Source organism: Frankia sp. AgB32, from assembly GCF_023243045.1.
GTDB lineage: Bacteria > Actinomycetota > Actinomycetes > Frankiales > Frankiaceae > Frankia.
Genome location: NZ_JALKFX010000004.1, coordinates 110,709 through 126,762, shown reverse-complemented (window position 1 = coordinate 126,762; position 16,054 = coordinate 110,709). Strand labels below are relative to the sequence as shown.

The window sequence follows — 16,054 nt, the reverse complement described above, 5'->3', positions numbered from 1 at the left end:
AGACCGGCCGCAGGCCCGGCGGGCAGGACGGCCATCGGGGATCGACGCTGCGGATGGTCGCCGATCCTGACGAGCGTTTCGGGCGTAACCAGTATTGACCGCCTGGTCCAGATGCTTGACTCAGCTGGTATTGCTCTCCTGGTACTCACGGCCGAAGATGAGCGTGCCGACGGAGCGGTCGTGGCCAGGCAGAACGTTGTTCATGAGGCGGGGCTATTCCAAGGAAGACTCGGCTTCTCTCGCGCGATCATTATGATTGAAGATGGCTGCGAGGAGTTTTCGAATGTCACCGGTCTTGGTCAGATCAGATTCCCAAAGGGAAAGATATCGGCCGTGTTCGAGGACGTGCGCCTAGTCCTTGAACGCGAAGGATTTCTCAGCTAAGGCAGTGAAGGTCTTCGATCGGCGCTCGTTGTTCCCTCGATGCCCCTGACCCGCGTCGGAATGGTGCGTCAACTGTATCTAGGTGCTGGGGTGCGTTCCCTGAACTCGCGCGCCTCCACGGATATATGCGGGCTGTCAAGATCTCTTGGTCCCAGGTTGAGTGGCGGTCCACCTGAGCCGTGTGGTCTCAGTCCTGGTCTCGTTCAGGGCCGTTCAGGAGCGTTCGAGACCACGTCGTGGCACCAACCCACCTGCGCCACGAACCGCCATGAAGGGCCACGTACGGGCCACCGTGGCACTGAAAAGCGGAAGATCGGCGGTTCGACCCCGCCCCTGCCCACCGCCTCTGGCCTGCGGTTATGCACAATCCGTCAGATCGTTTTTGGCCATTTGAAGATCATTATGTGGCAATGCGTGTGGCAACGGCGACCGTCAAATCCCAGCGACGGCCCCGCTCTGACCCTGGCTGACCTGCGAAAACAGCGAAGCCGACCTTCCGCCTTTTGCGTAGAAGGTCACGGAGATCCATTTTTGTGATGGTAGCGTTCCGTCACCTCAGCACTGTTTGCGCTGGTAGACGCCACGGGAAGCGACCTGTGAGCACGGGCGTCCGTTCGCTGATGTCCGTGGACGTTGCCACACACGATGGCTTTTTCCGGCAGTGGAGCTCGCACGGTCACGACCGCCGGACGCCTGACCAGCGACGACGCAGAAGATCGAGACAAACGCGCGTCCGCTTATCGGGCGGACAGTCCCGGATCCCGGGAAGCGGTCCGGGCGACCACGTAACGCGATAGCGGCGACGGCACCACGGCGGCTCATCCGCTCAAAGCCGCCGTCAGATCTGCTAGGCGTCGGGTGACGCATCGTCTCGTTGTGGCCGCACCGCGCTAGGAGACGATTACGCTGCAAAGGTGCCGGAATCGCGGCGACGCAAGCCGTGCGTCATCGCTCGGAGTTACGGAACGGGCGTCAGGACAACGACGGTGAACGCGATCGCCGAATGGGCGACGACGGCGACCACGTGATTCTGCTGGACGAGCTTCTGCGCGGCGGAGAGCGCGGTCGCGGGATTGGTGGCGGTGTCCCCGATCACGTACTTGATGGTGTATCCCTGGCCGGCGACCGAGGCGATACCCGCTTTCAGGCCGTCCTCGAGGTTCTTCTGCCCCGAGGAGGCCGGGCCGGTCGCGTCCGTCAGGACGCCAATCGTCAATGTTCTGGTGGCGGCCTGGCTGCTCGTTGCGCCGGGGTGCGGGTAGTCGGAGCCGAACAGCACGTTGTCCGGGCCGATGACGCCGACGAGCCCGGCGACGTCCTCCTCGTGGAAGGGGTGGACGTAGATGCAGCGGTGCCAGGCCTGCATCGGGTTCTCGTCGAAGGCGCTCGGGGTGCGCTCGTACAGCTTCTGGAACTGGGTGACGAGCGGACGGACCCACGAGCTGCCGTTCTCGATCGGCAGGAAGCGCAGTGTCGGGAAGCGGGCCGTCAGGCCGTGCCCGATGATCGAGGTGGCTGTGTCCTTGATGAAGCGGTGTTCGCTGTCCACGATCAGGTGGAAGGCCGAGCGCCGGCTCTTGAACGGCAGGTACTCCGCGCTGGAGCCCTCCCACTCGTTGAGGTAGCGCTGGAACCCGTCGTCGGAGGCGTGCATGCCCACGGCGATGCCGGCCTGTTCGACCCGCTTCCAGAACGGGTCGAACTCCGGTAGCGCGAACGACCGGCGCCCCTTGTAGCCCGGCACCGGGGCCGGACGGACGAGGATCGCCCGCGCACCCCGCTCGAGGACGTAGTCGAGCTCGCGCAGCGCGTCGTCCAGGATGGGCAGGCTGATGATCGGGGTCGCGAAGATCCGCTCCTCGAAGTTGTACGTCCAGTGCTCGTGTGCATCCACTGGTTGAGCGCGTGGATCACGATGCCGGTGGCTTCGGGGTCGTCGGCGAGGCGCTCCTCGAGCAGGCTCGCGAGGGTGGGCCACATCATCGCCCGGTCGATACTGAGCTCGTCCATCAGCTCGAGGCGGTCGGCCGGGTTGAAGTAGGCCGGTGGCGAACGGATGTACCGCGGTGGCGGGGCGGCCTCGATGTCGCCCGCCTTCGTCTTCGACGAGGGGTTCTTGAGCCGGAACTCGAGCTCCTGGGCGCCGGGGGGCGCGACGGTGCTGAAGGTCGGGTTCGGGATGTACTCGCTGATCGTGTTGCGCAGCGCGAGCTTGGTCCTGCCGTTCAGCTCGACGAAGCGCACCAGCCCGGAGTGGCTTTCCGGCAGGTACTTCGTGAACGCGTCAGGGGTTTCGTACATGTGGTTGTCCGCGTCGAAGATGGGGAACGCGAGGGAACGGGACACGACACCTCCAAGCGGGGGACGTCACACGCGACCCGTCACGTCGGCGGCCTGGGACCGCTCCGGCGTGGCGAGCCCTGCGCTCTTCCGACCAGCCGGGCCCCGTCAGGGCCGCGGGACGACGACGGGAGACGGCTGCGGTCAGTGCCGTGAGCGGGCGAGGAGCCCGGCGCCGTCCGGCCAGGGGCCTGGGCAGTCCGCGCGTCTACCGAGGTCGTCAGCCGGACGGCTGTTGACCGTGGGACGTCGTCATAATCTAATTCGAGTTCGGTTTCGATTTCACGGACACTAGCGGCCCGGCGGCACAGCGGCAACGCTTGAGCGGTGCCCGCACCCGGGCCTGATGAGGAGCACGGTGGCGGATTTCAGCTTCCCGGTCGAGGCCGGTCAGATCATGCTGTTCGCGCGGGCGGTGGGCGACCCGAACCCGGTGTATGCCGATCCGGTCGCGGCCGCGGCGTCGGAGGCCGGCGGCATCCTCGCGCCGCCGACGTTCGTCCAGGTGGCAGCGCACTACGACCCGGACTGGCAGTTGCGGCCCGAGGAGGGGAAACCCTGGTTCGGGTCGGGGCGGACCGCGAGCGGGGTGACGCAGACGGAGCCGCACGGCGGCGGTCCGGGCGGTGGTCTGCACGCGGAGCAGCATTTCGAGTACCACCGCCACCCGCGGCCGGGTGATGTGCTCGCGGTCGCCCGCCGGCCGGGAGACACCTGGGAGAAGAGCGGACGGCGCGGCGGCAGGCTCGTCTTTGCCGAGGTGATCTCGGAGTACCGGGACGCCGCCGGCGAGCTGGTGATCACGGCTCGCAACGTCGTGGTACGCCCTGAGCGGACCGTCGACGCTGGGGCGGCAGGGTGAGCCTGCGATCCGGGGACCTGACCGTGGGGGAATGCCACACACGGCTGCTGACGCAGGACCTGACCCGCACGCAGCTCGTCATGTACGCCGGCGCGTCGGGCGACTTCAACCCGTTGCACACCGACGACGTGTACGCCCGGGAGGCCGCGGGCTATCCCGGGGTGTTCGCGCACGGCATGTTGACGATGGGCCTGACGGCCCGCGCCCTGACCGACTGGGTAGGTGACGGCCGGCTGACCCGCTACGGCGTGCGCTTCCGCAGCCAGGTGTGGCCGGGAGACACACTGAGCACGCGGCTGACGGTCACCGCGGTCCGCGACGAGAGCGGGCAGAGCGTGGTCGACCTGGACGTCGTGACCGTGAACGGCGCCGGCGACGAGGTGCTGCGTGGCTACGCGACCGCCCGGGTGGACTGAGGGGCGCCCTGACGCACGAATCGCACGCAGCCCCACGATCGCAAGCAGCTCGCCCCGGAATCGCGGGCAGCCCCACGATCGCAAGCACAAGGGAGGAGTTGCCGTGCCGGCCACGCCGGGAGATCCATCGGCAGGCGGCGCTGATCGCGGCGCCGACGGGAGCAGTGCGAGTGCCGAGGTCGCGACCCCGCTGGGCGTCAAGCGGCGCGACGGCGTGGCCATCCTGCGGCTGAACCGCCCCGAGCGCCTGAACGCGATCAACGAGTCGCTCGCGGGCGCGCTGCGTGACGCCTGTGCCGCGATCGCGAGGGATCCCGAGGCCCGGGTCGTGGTGCTGACCGGGGCCGGCCGCGCTTTCTGCTCCGGCATCGACCTGCGTGGCTTCGGGCCGGACGTCCCCGGCCCGGAAGCGCCGGCGATCGAGCGGCTCCGGTTCCAGGAGGCGATGGCCGCGCTCCCCGAGGCCCTGCGCGCGCTGCCGCAACCGGTGGTCGCCGCCGTCAATGGGGTGGCGGTCGGCGGTGGCCTCGCGCTCTGCCTGGCCGCGGACATCCGGATCTGCGCCGCCTCGGCACGGTTCGGTAACGCCGCCATCCGCATCGGCCTGTCGGGGGCCGAGATGGGGATGAGCTACCACCTGCCCCGCGTCGTCGGGACCAGTGTGGCCGCCGACTGGATGCTCACGGGCCGGCTGGTGGGCGCCGAGGAGGCGCTGCGGACCGGGCTCGTGAGCGCCGTGCACCCCGACGAGGACCTGTCCGAGCGCGCTTGGGAGACCGCCGCGATGATCGCTTCCCATTCCCCGCTGGGGGTCCAGCTCACGAAGCGGACCCTGCAGCTCAACGCGGACGCGCCCAGTCTGGCGGCCGCGGTCGAGGTCGAGAACCGCAACCAGGTCATCACCCACGCGACCGCCGAGGCGGCCGAGGCCCGTGCCGCCTGGAGCGCCCGATGAGGGCCGCCGGGCCGCTGGCCGGCGTCCGGATTCTGATGATGGGCGGTCTCGGCCCCGGGCCGTTCTGCGGCATGCTGCTGGGTGATCTCGGAGCCGAGGTGATCCGGGTCGACCGCCCGGGCGAGGTCGGCCGGCCCGAGCCCGTCGACGTCGTGATGCGCCGCAGCCAGCGCTCGATCGCGCTCGACGCGAAGAACGAGCGGGGCCGGGAGCTCATCCACACGCTCGCCGAGCGGGCCGACGCCTTCGTCGACGTCTACCGGCCGGGCGTCGCCGAGCGCCTCGGCATCGGGCCGGACGACCTGCGCGCCCGCAACCCCAGGCTGGTGTACGCCCGGATGACCGGGTTCGGCCAGGACGGCCCGTACGCGCAGATGGCCGGGCACGACATCAACTACCTCGCGCTGAGCGGGGCGCTGCACGCGAACGGGCCGGCCGAGCGCCCCGTCCCGCCGCTGAACATCCTGGGCGACTTCGGCGGCGGGGGCATGCTGCTGGCCGTCGGCCTGCTCAGCGGCATCGTCGAGGCGGCCCGCTCCGGCACCGGCCAGGTCATCGACGTCTCGATGCTGGAGGGCTCGGCCACCCTGATGGCCGTGTTCTACGGGATGCTCGCCCAGGGCACCTGGCGAGACCAGCGCCAGGCGAACCTGACCGACGGCGGCGCCCACTTCTACCGGACCTACGAGACCGCCGACGGCAGGCACTTCGCGGTGGGCGCGCTGGAGAGCCAGTTCTACGCGGAGCTGTGCGCCCGGCTCGGCGTCGACGTGCCGCAGGAGTACGACGACCACGAGGCGTGGGACAAGCACGGCGAGACGATGGCGGCCCGCTTCCGCGAGCGGACCCGCGCGCAGTGGGAGGCCGAGCTCGTCACCCCGCAGTCGTGCGCGTCGCCGGTGCTGAGCCTCACCGAGGCACCGAGCCACCCGCACAACGTCGCCCGCGGCACGTTCGTCGAGGTCGACGGGGTGACCCAGCCCGCGCCGTCGCCCCGCTTCTCGAAGACGCCGGCGCCGCCGCCGGGCCGCCCGGCGCTGCCGGGTGACCAGACCGTCGAGGTCCTGTCCGAGCTGGGTCTCGCCGAGGAGACGGTGCGCGGGCTGCTCGCCGACGGTGTCGCGCGCCAGAGCGGCTGACGGGGCGCCGGCGAGGCCGCCGCGGCGAGCCGGCACCGAGCCCGAGTGCCGGTCCCGGAGGCCGGTCTCGGGTCGGATGCTCGCGAGGCGGCGTTCCAGTAAGTTGAAATCGAAGACAAATTCGGTTTACCCGGCGTGAGTGGGCCTCGGCACGAGATCTGGGGAGCGGCGTATGCCAGGGCAGTGCGAGGGCAAGGTCGCGCTCGTGACCGGCGCGAGTCGCGGGCTCGGTCGGTCGATCGCCCTGCGGCTCGCGTCGCAAGGGGCGGCCGTCGGGCTGACGGCGCGGACGCTGGAGCCCGATCCTCGGTACGAGGGCTCGCTGCGCGAGACGGCCGAACAGATCGAGGCGGCCGGAGGGACAGCGGTGGCGGTCGCGGGTGACCTGTCCCGCGACGAGGACCGGGTACGGGTCTTCGAGGAGATCTCGGGGCGGCTCGGGGCGCCGGATATCCTGGTCAACAACGCGGCGGTGACCTTCCTGCGCACGCTGGACGAGTTCCCCGAGCGCCGGGCCCGGCTGATGCTGGAGATGCACGTGCTGGCCCCGCTGCGCCTGACGCAGCTGGCGATTCCGGGGATGCGGGCGCGCGGGCGGGGCTGGGTCCTCAACGTGACGTCGGTCGCCGGGCAGTTGCCGGCCGGCCCGCCGTTCGCCGAGTTCGACGTCTCGGCCGGGTTCGGCCTCTACGGCACGGTCAAGGCGGCGCTGGACAGGCTGACCAGCGCCTTCGCCGCGGAGCTGTCGCCCGACGGGATCGCCGTCAACGCGGCCGCACCGCTCAACCCGGTCCGTACGCCCGGCGCCGGCAGCCTGGACCTGGCCAAGGAAGACACCGAGGACATCGAGTTGATTACCGAGACGGCACTGATCCTCTGTACCGCCGATCCCGCGCGGATGAGCGGCCGGGTGGTCTACACCCAGCCTTTCCTGCGCGAGCGGGGGTGGCTGAGCTGATGCCCGCGCCCGGAGTGCTGCTCGGCTCGCCGCGGGGCCCGTTCGCCGGCACCCTGGGCCAGGACCTGCTGCGCCGCTACGCCGAGGCGACGAACGACCCGTCACCCCGGGTCCGGCGGGGCGAGGTGATGCCGCCCGTCGCGATCGTGACCCAGATCTGGGAGTCGCAGAACGCGGGCCTGGCGGCGGCTGTGCCGGCCGAGGTGCTCAAGGCCGCTACCGGCGGCGTGCACGGTGAGCACGACATCGTCCTGCACCGCCCGATCCGGCCCGGTGAGCCGCTGCGCGTCTGGGTCGAGGGCCACAGCGCCCGCCCGGCCGGGCGCAACAGCCTCGTGACGCTGCGCCACACCATCCGGGACGCGGCCGACGCGATCGTCGCCGAGCAGTGGTGGACCACGGTCTTTCTCGGCACCACCTGCGCCCGGGTGGGCGAGCCGCCGGCCGAGCACGCCTTCCCGGACGCGGCGCGGGAGCATCCGGTGGCGACGTGGGAGGCCGAGGTCGACGAGGGGATGGCGGTGCGGTACGCCGACGTCTCGGGTGATCACTCGGCGCACCACTTCGACGTGGCGGCCGCCAGGCGCAGCGGTTTCGACCGGGTGTTCCTGCATGGCCTGTGCACGCTGGCGCTGTGTGCCCAGGGCGTCGTCGAGCGGATCGCGGGGGGTGACCCCGAGCGGGTCCGCCGGATCGCGGTCCGCTTCGCCACGCCCACCTTCCTGGGCGAGAAGCTGAGCGTGCGCTACTACGACGCCGGCGCGCGCGGCTACGCCTTCGAGGCCGACAGTGCCGGTACCCCCGTCATCACCCACGGCCGGGCCGAACTGCGCTGAGCGCGGCCCGGTCGTTTTGGGATCAGTCATTCGGGCGAGGCGCGGCGGACCGTCGCGCGAGGGAGGTCGCGGGCATGCCGACGGGCGAGAAGCGGATGCTGATCGACGGCGAGCTGGTGCTCGCCGACAGTGGCAGGACGTTCGACAACGTCAACCCCGCCACCGAGGACGTGCTGGGCGTGGTCGCCGACGGGTCGGCGGCCGAGATGGGCCGGGCGATCGACGCGGCCCGCCTCGCCTTCGACGAGACCGACTGGTCGGTCAACCACACCTTCCGCCAGCGCTGCCTGGAGCAGCTCCAGGCGGCGCTGGAGTCGGAGCGTGAGAAGCTGCGCGAGGAGCTCATCGCCGAGGTCGGCTGCCCGCGGATGGTCACGAGCGGGCCGCAGCTGGACGGTCCGCTCCAGGACGCGCTGCGCTGGCCGGCCAAGCACATCGAGGAGTTCGGCTGGGTGACCGACCTGACGGACGGGCTGGACGCGGCGGGCCAGCCGACCGTCCGCCAGGTCTGGCGGGAGCCGGCCGGGGTGGTCGGCGCGATCACGCCATGGAACTTCCCCCTGGAGGTCGTCCTCAACAAGGTCGGGCAGGCGCTGGCGACCGGGAACACGATCGTGCTCAAGCCCGCGCCGGACACCCCGTGGAACGCCACCCGGCTCGGGCGGCTGGTCGCCGAGCGCACCGACATCCCGGCCGGGGTGCTCAACGTGGTGACCTCCTCGGATCACCTGGTCGGCGAGGAGCTCACCCTCTCGCCGAAGGTCGACCTGATCTCCTTCACCGGCTCGACCGCGGTCGGGAAGCGAATCATGGAAAAGGGTGCGGGCACGATGAAGCGCCTGTTCCTGGAGCTGGGCGGCAAATCGGCGACCATCGTACTCGACGACGCCGACTTCGCCACGGCGCTGCTCGCGGGGATGGGCGCGTGCTACCACGCCGGCCAGGGCTGCGCGATCCAGACCCGGATGCTGCTGCCGCGCTCGCGGTACGCCGAGGGTGTGGAGATCCTCACCGCCGCGTTCGCGAACGTTCCCTACGGCGACCCCCACCGTCCGGACGTGATGATGGGCCCGGTGATCTCGGCGAAGCAGCGGGATCGGATCCTCGGTCACATCAAGGCGGGCGTGGCCGAAGGCGCGACCCTCGCCTTTGGCGGCGGCCGCCCGGCGCACCTGCCGAAGGGGTGGTACGTCGAGCCGACGCTGTTCACCGACGTGGACAACTCCATGGCGATCGCCCAGCAGGAGGTCTTCGGCCCGGTGCTGGTCGTCATCCCGTTCGACAACGACGCCGACGCCATCCGCATCGCGAACGACAGCCAGTACGGGCTGTCCGGCGGAGTGTGGTCCGGTTCGCCCGAGCGTGCGAGGAACGTCCTGCGGCGCGTCCGCACCGGGAACATCGCCGTCAACTCGGCGATGGCCATGGGCGTCGACATGCCCTTCGGGGGCTACAAGGACAGCGGAATCGGCCGCCAGAACGGCGTGTACGGCTTCGAGCAGTACCTCGAGACGAAGGCTGTGAGCTGGCCGAAGGCCTGAACCCCCGCCATCCATCACCGTGAGGATCGACCGTGACCGATGCCAGCCCGATCCTGGAGCTCGGCCTGCACATGGAGCTGGGCGAGGACGTCGCCCTTGGCCAGGCTGAGGCCGTCCCCGAGATGTGCGGCCCCGGTGGTTCAGCCCTGCGCACCTCCATCCTGGCGACATGGGCTGACGTGCTGACCGGCTCGCTCGCCGTGGTCCTCATGGGCCCGCGGATTCCGATCACCCTCGATCTGCAGGTTGAGGTCGTCGAGCCGGCGGCGCCCGGGGACGCGATCAGCCTGGAGGGCACGGTCCTCAAGCGCGGCCGCTCCGTCCTGGTCTGCGAGACACGGCTGCGCGGGGCCGGGGGGAGCCTCGTCGCGATCGTCCACACGACCTTCATGGTGTCCCCGGATCCCCGGCACGTCTTCCCCGAGGGCTACCGGCCCAGCGTGCCGGCACCGACGGGCCGCCTGCCGGTGCCGTTCGCCGAGCGGGTCGGGTGCGTCGTCGGCCCACCGGGTACGGCCGAGGTCGCCCGCCAGACCGGCGGGACCAACGCGGCCGGGGCGATCGGCGGCGGGATGGTGGCCCTCGCCGCCGAGGAGGCCGCGTTCTCCCTGTTCGACGACCCGAGGTTTCACCAGGCGATGGTCATCCGTTACCTGCGCCCGTTCAACCATGGCCCGGCCCAGGCAGTCGCCGAGCGGCATGGCGAGAGCTGTCTGGTCCGCGTGACCGACGTCGGGGCCCAGAAGCTGGGCGCCGTGGCCACCCTTCGCCCGATCTGACACCACCCGACGCCGGCACGGTCCCGCGGGCCTGGGCCGAGAACGAAGGTACTTCCGTGCAGTTTCACCTTTACCTGCCGCAGATGCGGATGAGCCCGCAGCACCTGGTCGAGCGGGCGCAGGTGGCCGAGACGGCCGGGTTCGACGGCATCGCCGGGATGGATCACCTGGCCCCGCCGCTGGCCGCGGGCCAGCCGATGTTCGGCGCGACCGTCACGAACACCTGGCTGGCCGCGCACACCACCCGCCTGACCGTCGGGTCGCTGGTCCTCTGCGACGCCTTCCGGCACCCGGCGGTGCTCGCGCAGGAGGTGGTGACGCTCGATCACCTGTCCGGCGGCCGTTACGAGCTCGGCCTCGGGTCCGGCTCACTGGCCAGCGAGCTGGACACCTTCGGCGTCGAGCCGGCGGACGGGAAACGCCGGGTGAGACGTCTCCAGGAGACGCTGGAGATCCTCCGGGCCCTGTGGACCGGGGATGCGGTCGACTACGACGGCGAGTTCTTCCGGCTGCGCGGGGCCCGGCAGGCACCGGCACCGCTCACGCGTGTTCCCGTCGTCATCGGCGGCGCGGGGCCACGGACGATGGAGCTGGTCGCAGCGCACGCCGACTGGTGGAACCTGCACATCGCGATCCTCGACAAGCTCGACGAGATGCGGCCGCGAGCCGGCGCGGCGCGGATCTCGATCGAGCAGATGGTCGCGTTCGTGCCGTCGGAGGACGAGCGGGCCCGCGTCACCGAGCTGGCGACGAGGCGATTCGGCACCATGGGCGTCGTCGTGGGCAACGGCCAGCAGCTCGTCGACCATTTCGGCGCGCTCGCGGACCGCGGGGTGGAACGCGTGTACGCCTGGTTCTGCGACTTCGCGCACCCGGCGACGCTGGCCGGGTTCGGCGAGCAGGTCATCGCGCCGCTGCGCTGAGTCGCGGCCGGGCGCGGCGGCGTTGCCCCCGGAGGCCGGCGACGCCCTGCTCGGGCCGGGCGCGCCGTTCGAGCTCGCCACGGAGCTGGTGTCAGGGCGGCCACATACCGTGTTCCTGCGCCGGCCGAGGACTCTGCGTCAGGCGCTGGCAGCCCAGCGGGCGGGGGAACCGGATCTGCCGTTCCTGGTCTCGTCTGACCGCGGCTGGACCTATCGGGAGGCGGTCGCGGACATCGAAGCCACCGTCACGCTGTTAACCGAGCGGTACGCGGTGGGGGCGGGAGATCGCGTCGCGATCGTGGCCGCCAACGACGCTGAGTACGCGATCCTGATGTGGGCGGTGGTCACCGTCGGCGCCGTCGTGACCAGCCTGAACGGGTGGTGGACCGCGCCGGAACTCGACTACGGCATCGCGCTCACCACGCCGAAGCTCGTCGCCGGCGACGCCCGCCGGCTCGCCCGCCTGGACGGCGCCTCGCTGCCGCAGGGGCTGCCGGTCAGGCTGTTCGGCGAGCTTCGCGCGGAGGCTGACGAGTACCGCGGTAGGACTCCCGCGCCGGTGGACCTCCCCGAGGACACCCCGGCCGTCATCGTGTTCACGAGCGGTACCACCGGGCGTGCCAAGGGCGCCACGTTGTCGCACCGCAACATCCTCAACCTCACTCTCGTGTCCCGGTTCCGCGCCGCGGCCGCCGCGGCGGCGGCAGTCCCCGCCACGGGCAGCCCCGGCACAGGCAGTCCCGTCGCTCAGCCGCAGGACGGCATGCTCGTCTCCAGCCCGCTGTTCCACGTCTCGGGTGTGGCCGGTGTGTTCGTCACCGCCGCCGCCACCAGCTCGAAACTGGTGTTTCCGCCGGCCGGTCCGTGGGATCCCGCCGTGACGATGCGGCTGACGGCCGAGCACCGGATCACGGCCTGGTCCGGCGTGCCCACCCAGTTCTGGTCCAGTGTCAAGAAACTCGTCGCCAACAACAGCAAATAAAGGAAACAGAATCACGCGACACTAGGATCGACTCCTACGATCTGGGATCGTTGCGGTCCGTCGGCTCCGGCGGGGCGGTCTTCGCACCGGAGTTGGTCCGTGCGCTCCACACCCGGTTCCCCGCCATCCAGCTGGGCAACGGCTACGGCATGAGCGAGACCATGGGCCTGGGGATCCAGATCGGCGGCGAGCTTTTCGTCCAGGTGCCCGAGTCCGTCGGCCCCGCCCAGCTCACGACGCGGATCGAGATCCGGGGCGATGACGGCGCGGTGCTGCCGGAAGGCGACATCGGCGAGATCTACCTGCACTCACCCTCTGTCTTTCTCGGCTACTGGGACGACCTGGCGGCGACCGCGGCCGCGCTGGACGAGGACCGCTGGTACCGCACTGGCGACTTCGGCTGGGTCTCGGCCGGAATGCTCTACTTGGAGAGCCGGCGCCGGGATCTGATTCGTCGGGGCGGCGAGAACATCTACCCCATCGAGATCGAGAATCGCCCCGTCGAGCATCCGGACATCGCCGACGCGGCGGTCGTCGGCGTCGACCATGCTGAGCTTGGGCAGGAGCCCAAGGCGTTCGTCGTCGTGCGCGACGGCGCTGTCCTGACGGCCGATCAGGTGCGTGCCTGGTGCACAGCGGCCCTCGCGTCCTTCAAGGTCCCGGCCTTTGTCGAGTTCCGGGAGGCGTTGCCCTACACGCGGACCGGCAAGCTCCTGAAAAGCGAACTGGAGCGCGCGGCGCGGGTCGACCGCCCCGGTCCGTGAGCGACGGCGGCGACGTCCGCGCGGTGGCGGCCGCGGCCGTTGCCGTTCGCCCCGGCGGAGGTTGTCCTGTCGGATCGGCTCGCGTCGCTCCTTGTCCCGCCGTGACGACTCTGGAAATCGGAGGAACTGTGCGGATCGATGCGTTCGGCGGCGGCTCGACCGTGGCCGGCATGAAGACCAGATCGCGCGGCGCCGAGGCCGCAGGGTTCGACGGGCTCTGGATACCCGAGGGCAGCGCGTCGGCGTTCTCCCTGGGCGCCGTGGCCGCCGCGACGACGGATCATCTCGCGCTCGGCACGGGAATAGCCGTGGCCTTCGGTCGCAGCCCGATGGTTACGGCGCAGGACGCCTGGATGCTGGCGGAGGCCACCGGGGGCAACTTTCACCTCGGCCTGGGTACGCAGGTGAAGGCTCATGTCGAACGCCGTTACTCCGCCGCCTTCCAGCCGCCCGGACCGCGAATCAAGGAATACGTGCTCGCGCTGCGCGAGATCTTCGCCGCGTTCGGCCGCCGCAAGAAGCTGTCTTTCCAGGGGTACTACTACTCGTTCTCGCTGCTGACGGACACCTGGAGCCCGCCGCCGCTGCTGTTCCCCGACCCGGGATGACGGCGGTCAGCGACGATGAGAGGTCGCTCGCGCGGCAACGGGAGCAGCTGCGCCAGCGCCTCGCGTTCTACGGGTCCACGCCGGGCTATGGCGTCGTGTTCGACAGCTCCGGCTGGCCCGGTGTCGGTGAGCGGCTGAACGAGCACATGCGCGCCGGTGAGGTCAACCGGATGTCCGAGCTCATCAGCGAGGAGATGCTGGACGCCTTCACGGTTACGGCGACCTGGTCGGGCCTGCCCAAGGCATTGGCGGAGAAGTACGGCGCCACGGCCTCCCGGATCGTCTGTTATTCGACGCTCGAGCAGTGGAGCCAGGAGCCGGAGTCCGTCGACCGGTGGACGGATGTCGTCACCGAGTTCAAGCGTCTGGTCGCGGGCTGATCCCTCGAACGCCCGTGATCCCCCCGACCTAGCGTCTGCCAGCCTGCTTCGGCGGCGGTGGCTCCTCACGGAGACCCAGCGCGTTCGCCCAGAGTATGGTCAGTTGTTCGACCGCTTCGTCGAACTCGTAGTTCCGGAAGTTCTGGACGAGCCACAGTTCGGCGAAGCGGGCGGTCATGGCGCCGAGGGCTTCGGCGGCGAACAGCGGGTCGATCCGCGGGTCGGCCGCGCCCGCCTTCTGCAGCCGCAGGATCGCGTGCTCGGCGCGGGTGACGAAATGCTTCATCGTGGCCATGCGGGCGGCGTTGACCGGCGGGTCGTACCGCGAGACCTGCTCGATCACGCCCATGATCGCCGCCTCGTCGCGGTAGCGAGCGAGGTAGAGGCGGTTGGACCGCCGAATGCGCTGCCAGATCGAATCGATGGCCGCGGCGTCGGTCGCCTCGGGGCCGGGCGGTGCGGTGAGTCGTTCCTCCTGGGCGCGGGCCACTTCGCGGAAGATCTCTTCCTTGGACTCGAAGTAGTGGTAGAAGGTGCCGGGCGCGATCCGAGCGGTCTCGGCGATATCGGTGATCCGCGCCTCCAGGAACCCGTCCCGTTCGAAGACGGACTTCGCCGCGTCGATCAGGCGCGCCCGCGTCCGCAGGCCCTTGGGGGAGAGCACGCGCAGCGAGGCGGCATCCGGGGCATTGGTCTCGGACGCTGGCTGCTCCGCGAGCGGTGCCCGCGGTACCAAGGAGGTCACGCGGCTCTCTCCTGACGGTCCACGTTTTCGAGGTCGACGTCGAATTCTACTTCAGTGCGCCGCAGCTCGGCTGCGGAAGACGTGGATGCGGATGCTACCCAGTCGGAAGGTTCGCGCCTGTCGACGGTAGACGGGATCGTACGGAAAGTGGCCGGAGTCGAGGCGCGCCGACAACACTGGTCGTGCCGACCCCGGTCCGCACGGCCAGCGTCGGGTCAGACTCGCTCGATCACGGTGGCGGTGCCCATGCCGCCGCCGGTGCACATGGTCACGAGACCGGTCGTCAGGTCCTGGCGTTCCAGCTCGTCGATGACCGTACCGAGCAGCATGGCCCCGGTCGCGCCGATCGGGTGGCCGAGGGCGATCGCACCGCCGTTGACGTTCACCCGGTCCGAGTCGAGGGCGAGGTCGGCGATCGTCGTCAGCGCGACCGCGGCGAACGCCTCGTTGATCTCCCACAGGTCGATGTCGCCGACCGCCATCCCGGCCTTCGCCAGGCAGCGCCGCGCGGCGGGCGCGGGCGCGGTGAGCATGATGATCGGCTCGGAACCGACGGCTGCGGTAGAGCGGATCCGGGCCCGCGGTGTGACCCCGTTCGCCTTCACCCATCCGTCGGACGCCACCAGCACGGCGGCGGCACCGTCAACGACCCCGGAGGAGTTGCCGGCGTGGTGGACGTGCTCGACGTGGTCGACGCTCGGGTAGCGCGACAGGGCGAGCTCGTCATAGGAGCGCGACTCGCCGTCCGCCCGGGCCGCGCCGGCGGCCGCGAAGGCCGGCCGCAGCCGGGCGAGCCCGTCCACGGTCGTTCCGGGCCGAGGGTGCTCGTCCTGCGCCAGGAGCACCTCGCCTGCCGCGTCGGTGACCGGGATGATGCTCCGGTCGAAACGCCCTTCGCTCGCGGCCCGGGCGGCACGCTCCTGGCTGGTGACGGCGAACGCGTCGACGTCCGCGCGCCCCAGTTTGGCGAGGGAGGCGATGAGGTCGGCCGAGACGCCCTGCGGCACGGTGGTAAACCGTTCGCGCAGCGCCGGGTTCTGGCCGTCGATGGTGACCGAGCCGGCGGCGAGGCCCCAGCGCGACATCGACTCGACCCCGCCGGCGACCACGAGGTCCTGGGCGCCGCTCGCGACGCCGGTCGCGGCGATGGTGACGGCCTGCTGGCCGGAGCCGCAGAAGCGGTTGAGTGTCAGGCCGGGCACCGACTCCGGCCAGCCGGCGAGCAGGACCGCCATCCGTGCGATGCAGTCGCCGTGGTCGCCGGTGAAGATGCCGTTGCCGGCGACGACGTCCTCAACCTCGACGGGGTCAAAGCCGACCCGGGCGGGCAGCGCACGCAGGCACTGCGCCAGCAGCTCCTGCGGGTGGACGTGGTGCAGCGCGCCGTCGGGCCGGCCCTTGCCGCGCGGGGTCCGCACGGCGTCGACGATCCAGGCGTCCAC

At 70.6% G+C, this 16,054-nt stretch carries 16 protein-coding genes and 1 pseudogene; 14 read left to right on the top strand and 3 right to left on the bottom strand.

What is annotated here, in order from left to right:
• The coding region (locus MXD60_RS02605; protein WP_248817270.1) for a TIR domain-containing protein at window positions 1-384 on the top strand (384 nt) is incomplete at its 5' end.
• Between the two features lie 958 nt (window positions 385-1,342).
• Here the strand turns inward: MXD60_RS02605 and MXD60_RS29655 are convergent.
• Window positions 1,343-2,685: pseudogene (locus MXD60_RS29655) on the bottom strand (amidohydrolase family protein).
• Between the two features lie 397 nt (window positions 2,686-3,082).
• Here MXD60_RS29655 and MXD60_RS02590 point away from each other — a divergent pair.
• From MXD60_RS02590 to MXD60_RS02530, 13 genes are all read left to right on the top strand, one after another.
• Window positions 3,083-3,586 carry an FAS1-like dehydratase domain-containing protein gene (locus MXD60_RS02590; protein WP_248817268.1) on the top strand — a complete coding sequence of 168 codons (504 nt, stop codon included), beginning with the start codon at window positions 3,083-3,085 and terminating at the stop codon, window positions 3,584-3,586.
• Window positions 3,583-4,002 (top strand): MaoC/PaaZ C-terminal domain-containing protein, encoded by a 420-nt coding sequence (locus tag MXD60_RS02585; RefSeq protein WP_248817266.1) that lies wholly within the window; start codon window positions 3,583-3,585, stop codon window positions 4,000-4,002. Before MXD60_RS02590 ends, MXD60_RS02585 begins: the two co-directional genes overlap by 4 nt.
• A 103-nt stretch (window positions 4,003-4,105) precedes the next feature.
• Window positions 4,106-4,957 (top strand): enoyl-CoA hydratase/isomerase family protein, encoded by an 852-nt coding sequence (locus MXD60_RS02580; protein WP_248817264.1) that lies wholly within the window; start codon window positions 4,106-4,108, stop codon window positions 4,955-4,957.
• Window positions 4,954-6,096 (top strand): CaiB/BaiF CoA transferase family protein, encoded by a 1,143-nt coding sequence (locus tag MXD60_RS02575; protein ID WP_248817263.1) that lies wholly within the window; start codon window positions 4,954-4,956, stop codon window positions 6,094-6,096. The genes MXD60_RS02580 and MXD60_RS02575 overlap by 4 nt, the downstream gene beginning before the upstream one ends.
• A gap of 172 nt (window positions 6,097-6,268) precedes the next feature.
• Window positions 6,269-7,054, top strand: a complete 786-nt coding sequence (locus MXD60_RS02570) for an SDR family NAD(P)-dependent oxidoreductase (protein WP_248817261.1) — start codon at window positions 6,269-6,271, stop codon at window positions 7,052-7,054.
• Complete coding sequence (locus tag MXD60_RS02565) at window positions 7,054-7,890, top strand: MaoC/PaaZ C-terminal domain-containing protein (protein WP_248817259.1); 837 nt, start codon at window positions 7,054-7,056, stop codon at window positions 7,888-7,890. The genes MXD60_RS02570 and MXD60_RS02565 overlap by 1 nt, the downstream gene beginning before the upstream one ends.
• Before the next feature lie 74 nt (window positions 7,891-7,964).
• Window positions 7,965-9,431 carry an aldehyde dehydrogenase family protein gene (locus MXD60_RS02560; protein ID WP_248817257.1) on the top strand — a complete coding sequence of 489 codons (1,467 nt, stop codon included), beginning with the start codon at window positions 7,965-7,967 and terminating at the stop codon, window positions 9,429-9,431.
• Between the two features lie 32 nt (window positions 9,432-9,463).
• Window positions 9,464-10,210, top strand: a complete 747-nt coding sequence (locus MXD60_RS02555) for a PaaI family thioesterase (protein WP_248817255.1) — start codon at window positions 9,464-9,466, stop codon at window positions 10,208-10,210.
• A gap of 56 nt (window positions 10,211-10,266) precedes the next feature.
• On the top strand, window positions 10,267-11,133 hold the full coding sequence (locus MXD60_RS02550; protein ID WP_248817253.1) for an LLM class flavin-dependent oxidoreductase: 867 nt from the start codon (window positions 10,267-10,269) through the stop codon (window positions 11,131-11,133).
• A gap of 22 nt (window positions 11,134-11,155) precedes the next feature.
• Complete coding sequence (locus tag MXD60_RS02545) at window positions 11,156-12,115, top strand: AMP-binding protein (protein WP_283097642.1); 960 nt, start codon at window positions 11,156-11,158, stop codon at window positions 12,113-12,115.
• A 50-nt stretch (window positions 12,116-12,165) separates the two neighbouring features.
• Entirely contained in the window at window positions 12,166-12,879 is a 714-nt protein-coding gene (locus MXD60_RS28470; RefSeq protein WP_283097641.1) for a class I adenylate-forming enzyme family protein, read from the top strand.
• 128 nt (window positions 12,880-13,007) lie between these two features.
• Window positions 13,008-13,487 (top strand): LLM class flavin-dependent oxidoreductase, encoded by a 480-nt coding sequence (locus MXD60_RS02535; protein ID WP_248817251.1) that lies wholly within the window; start codon window positions 13,008-13,010, stop codon window positions 13,485-13,487.
• Window positions 13,484-13,867, top strand: coding sequence for an LLM class oxidoreductase (locus tag MXD60_RS02530; RefSeq protein WP_248817249.1), 384 nt, complete (start codon window positions 13,484-13,486; stop codon window positions 13,865-13,867). The genes MXD60_RS02535 and MXD60_RS02530 overlap by 4 nt, the downstream gene beginning before the upstream one ends.
• A gap of 28 nt (window positions 13,868-13,895) precedes the next feature.
• Here the strand turns inward: MXD60_RS02530 and MXD60_RS02525 are convergent, their stop codons facing one another.
• Entirely contained in the window at window positions 13,896-14,612 is a 717-nt protein-coding gene (locus MXD60_RS02525; RefSeq protein ID WP_248817247.1) for a TetR/AcrR family transcriptional regulator, read from the bottom strand.
• A 215-nt stretch (window positions 14,613-14,827) separates the two neighbouring features.
• Complete coding sequence (locus MXD60_RS02520; protein ID WP_248817245.1) at window positions 14,828-16,054, bottom strand: acetyl-CoA C-acetyltransferase; 1,227 nt, start codon at window positions 16,052-16,054, stop codon at window positions 14,828-14,830.

What these genes read in the sequence shown, in the direction of transcription:
- MXD60_RS02575 (WP_248817263.1), top strand. Translation starts at nt 4,954, where the DNA reads ATGAGGGCCGCCGGGCCGCTGGCCGGCGTCCGGATTCTGATGATGGGC.
- MXD60_RS02530 (WP_248817249.1), top strand. Translation starts at nt 13,484, where the DNA reads ATGACGGCGGTCAGCGACGATGAGAGGTCGCTCGCGCGGCAACGGGAG.
- MXD60_RS02565 (WP_248817259.1), top strand. Translation starts at nt 7,054, where the DNA reads ATGCCCGCGCCCGGAGTGCTGCTCGGCTCGCCGCGGGGCCCGTTCGCC.
- MXD60_RS02570 (WP_248817261.1), top strand. Translation starts at nt 6,269, where the DNA reads ATGCCAGGGCAGTGCGAGGGCAAGGTCGCGCTCGTGACCGGCGCGAGT.
- MXD60_RS02560 (WP_248817257.1), top strand. Translation starts at nt 7,965, where the DNA reads ATGCCGACGGGCGAGAAGCGGATGCTGATCGACGGCGAGCTGGTGCTC.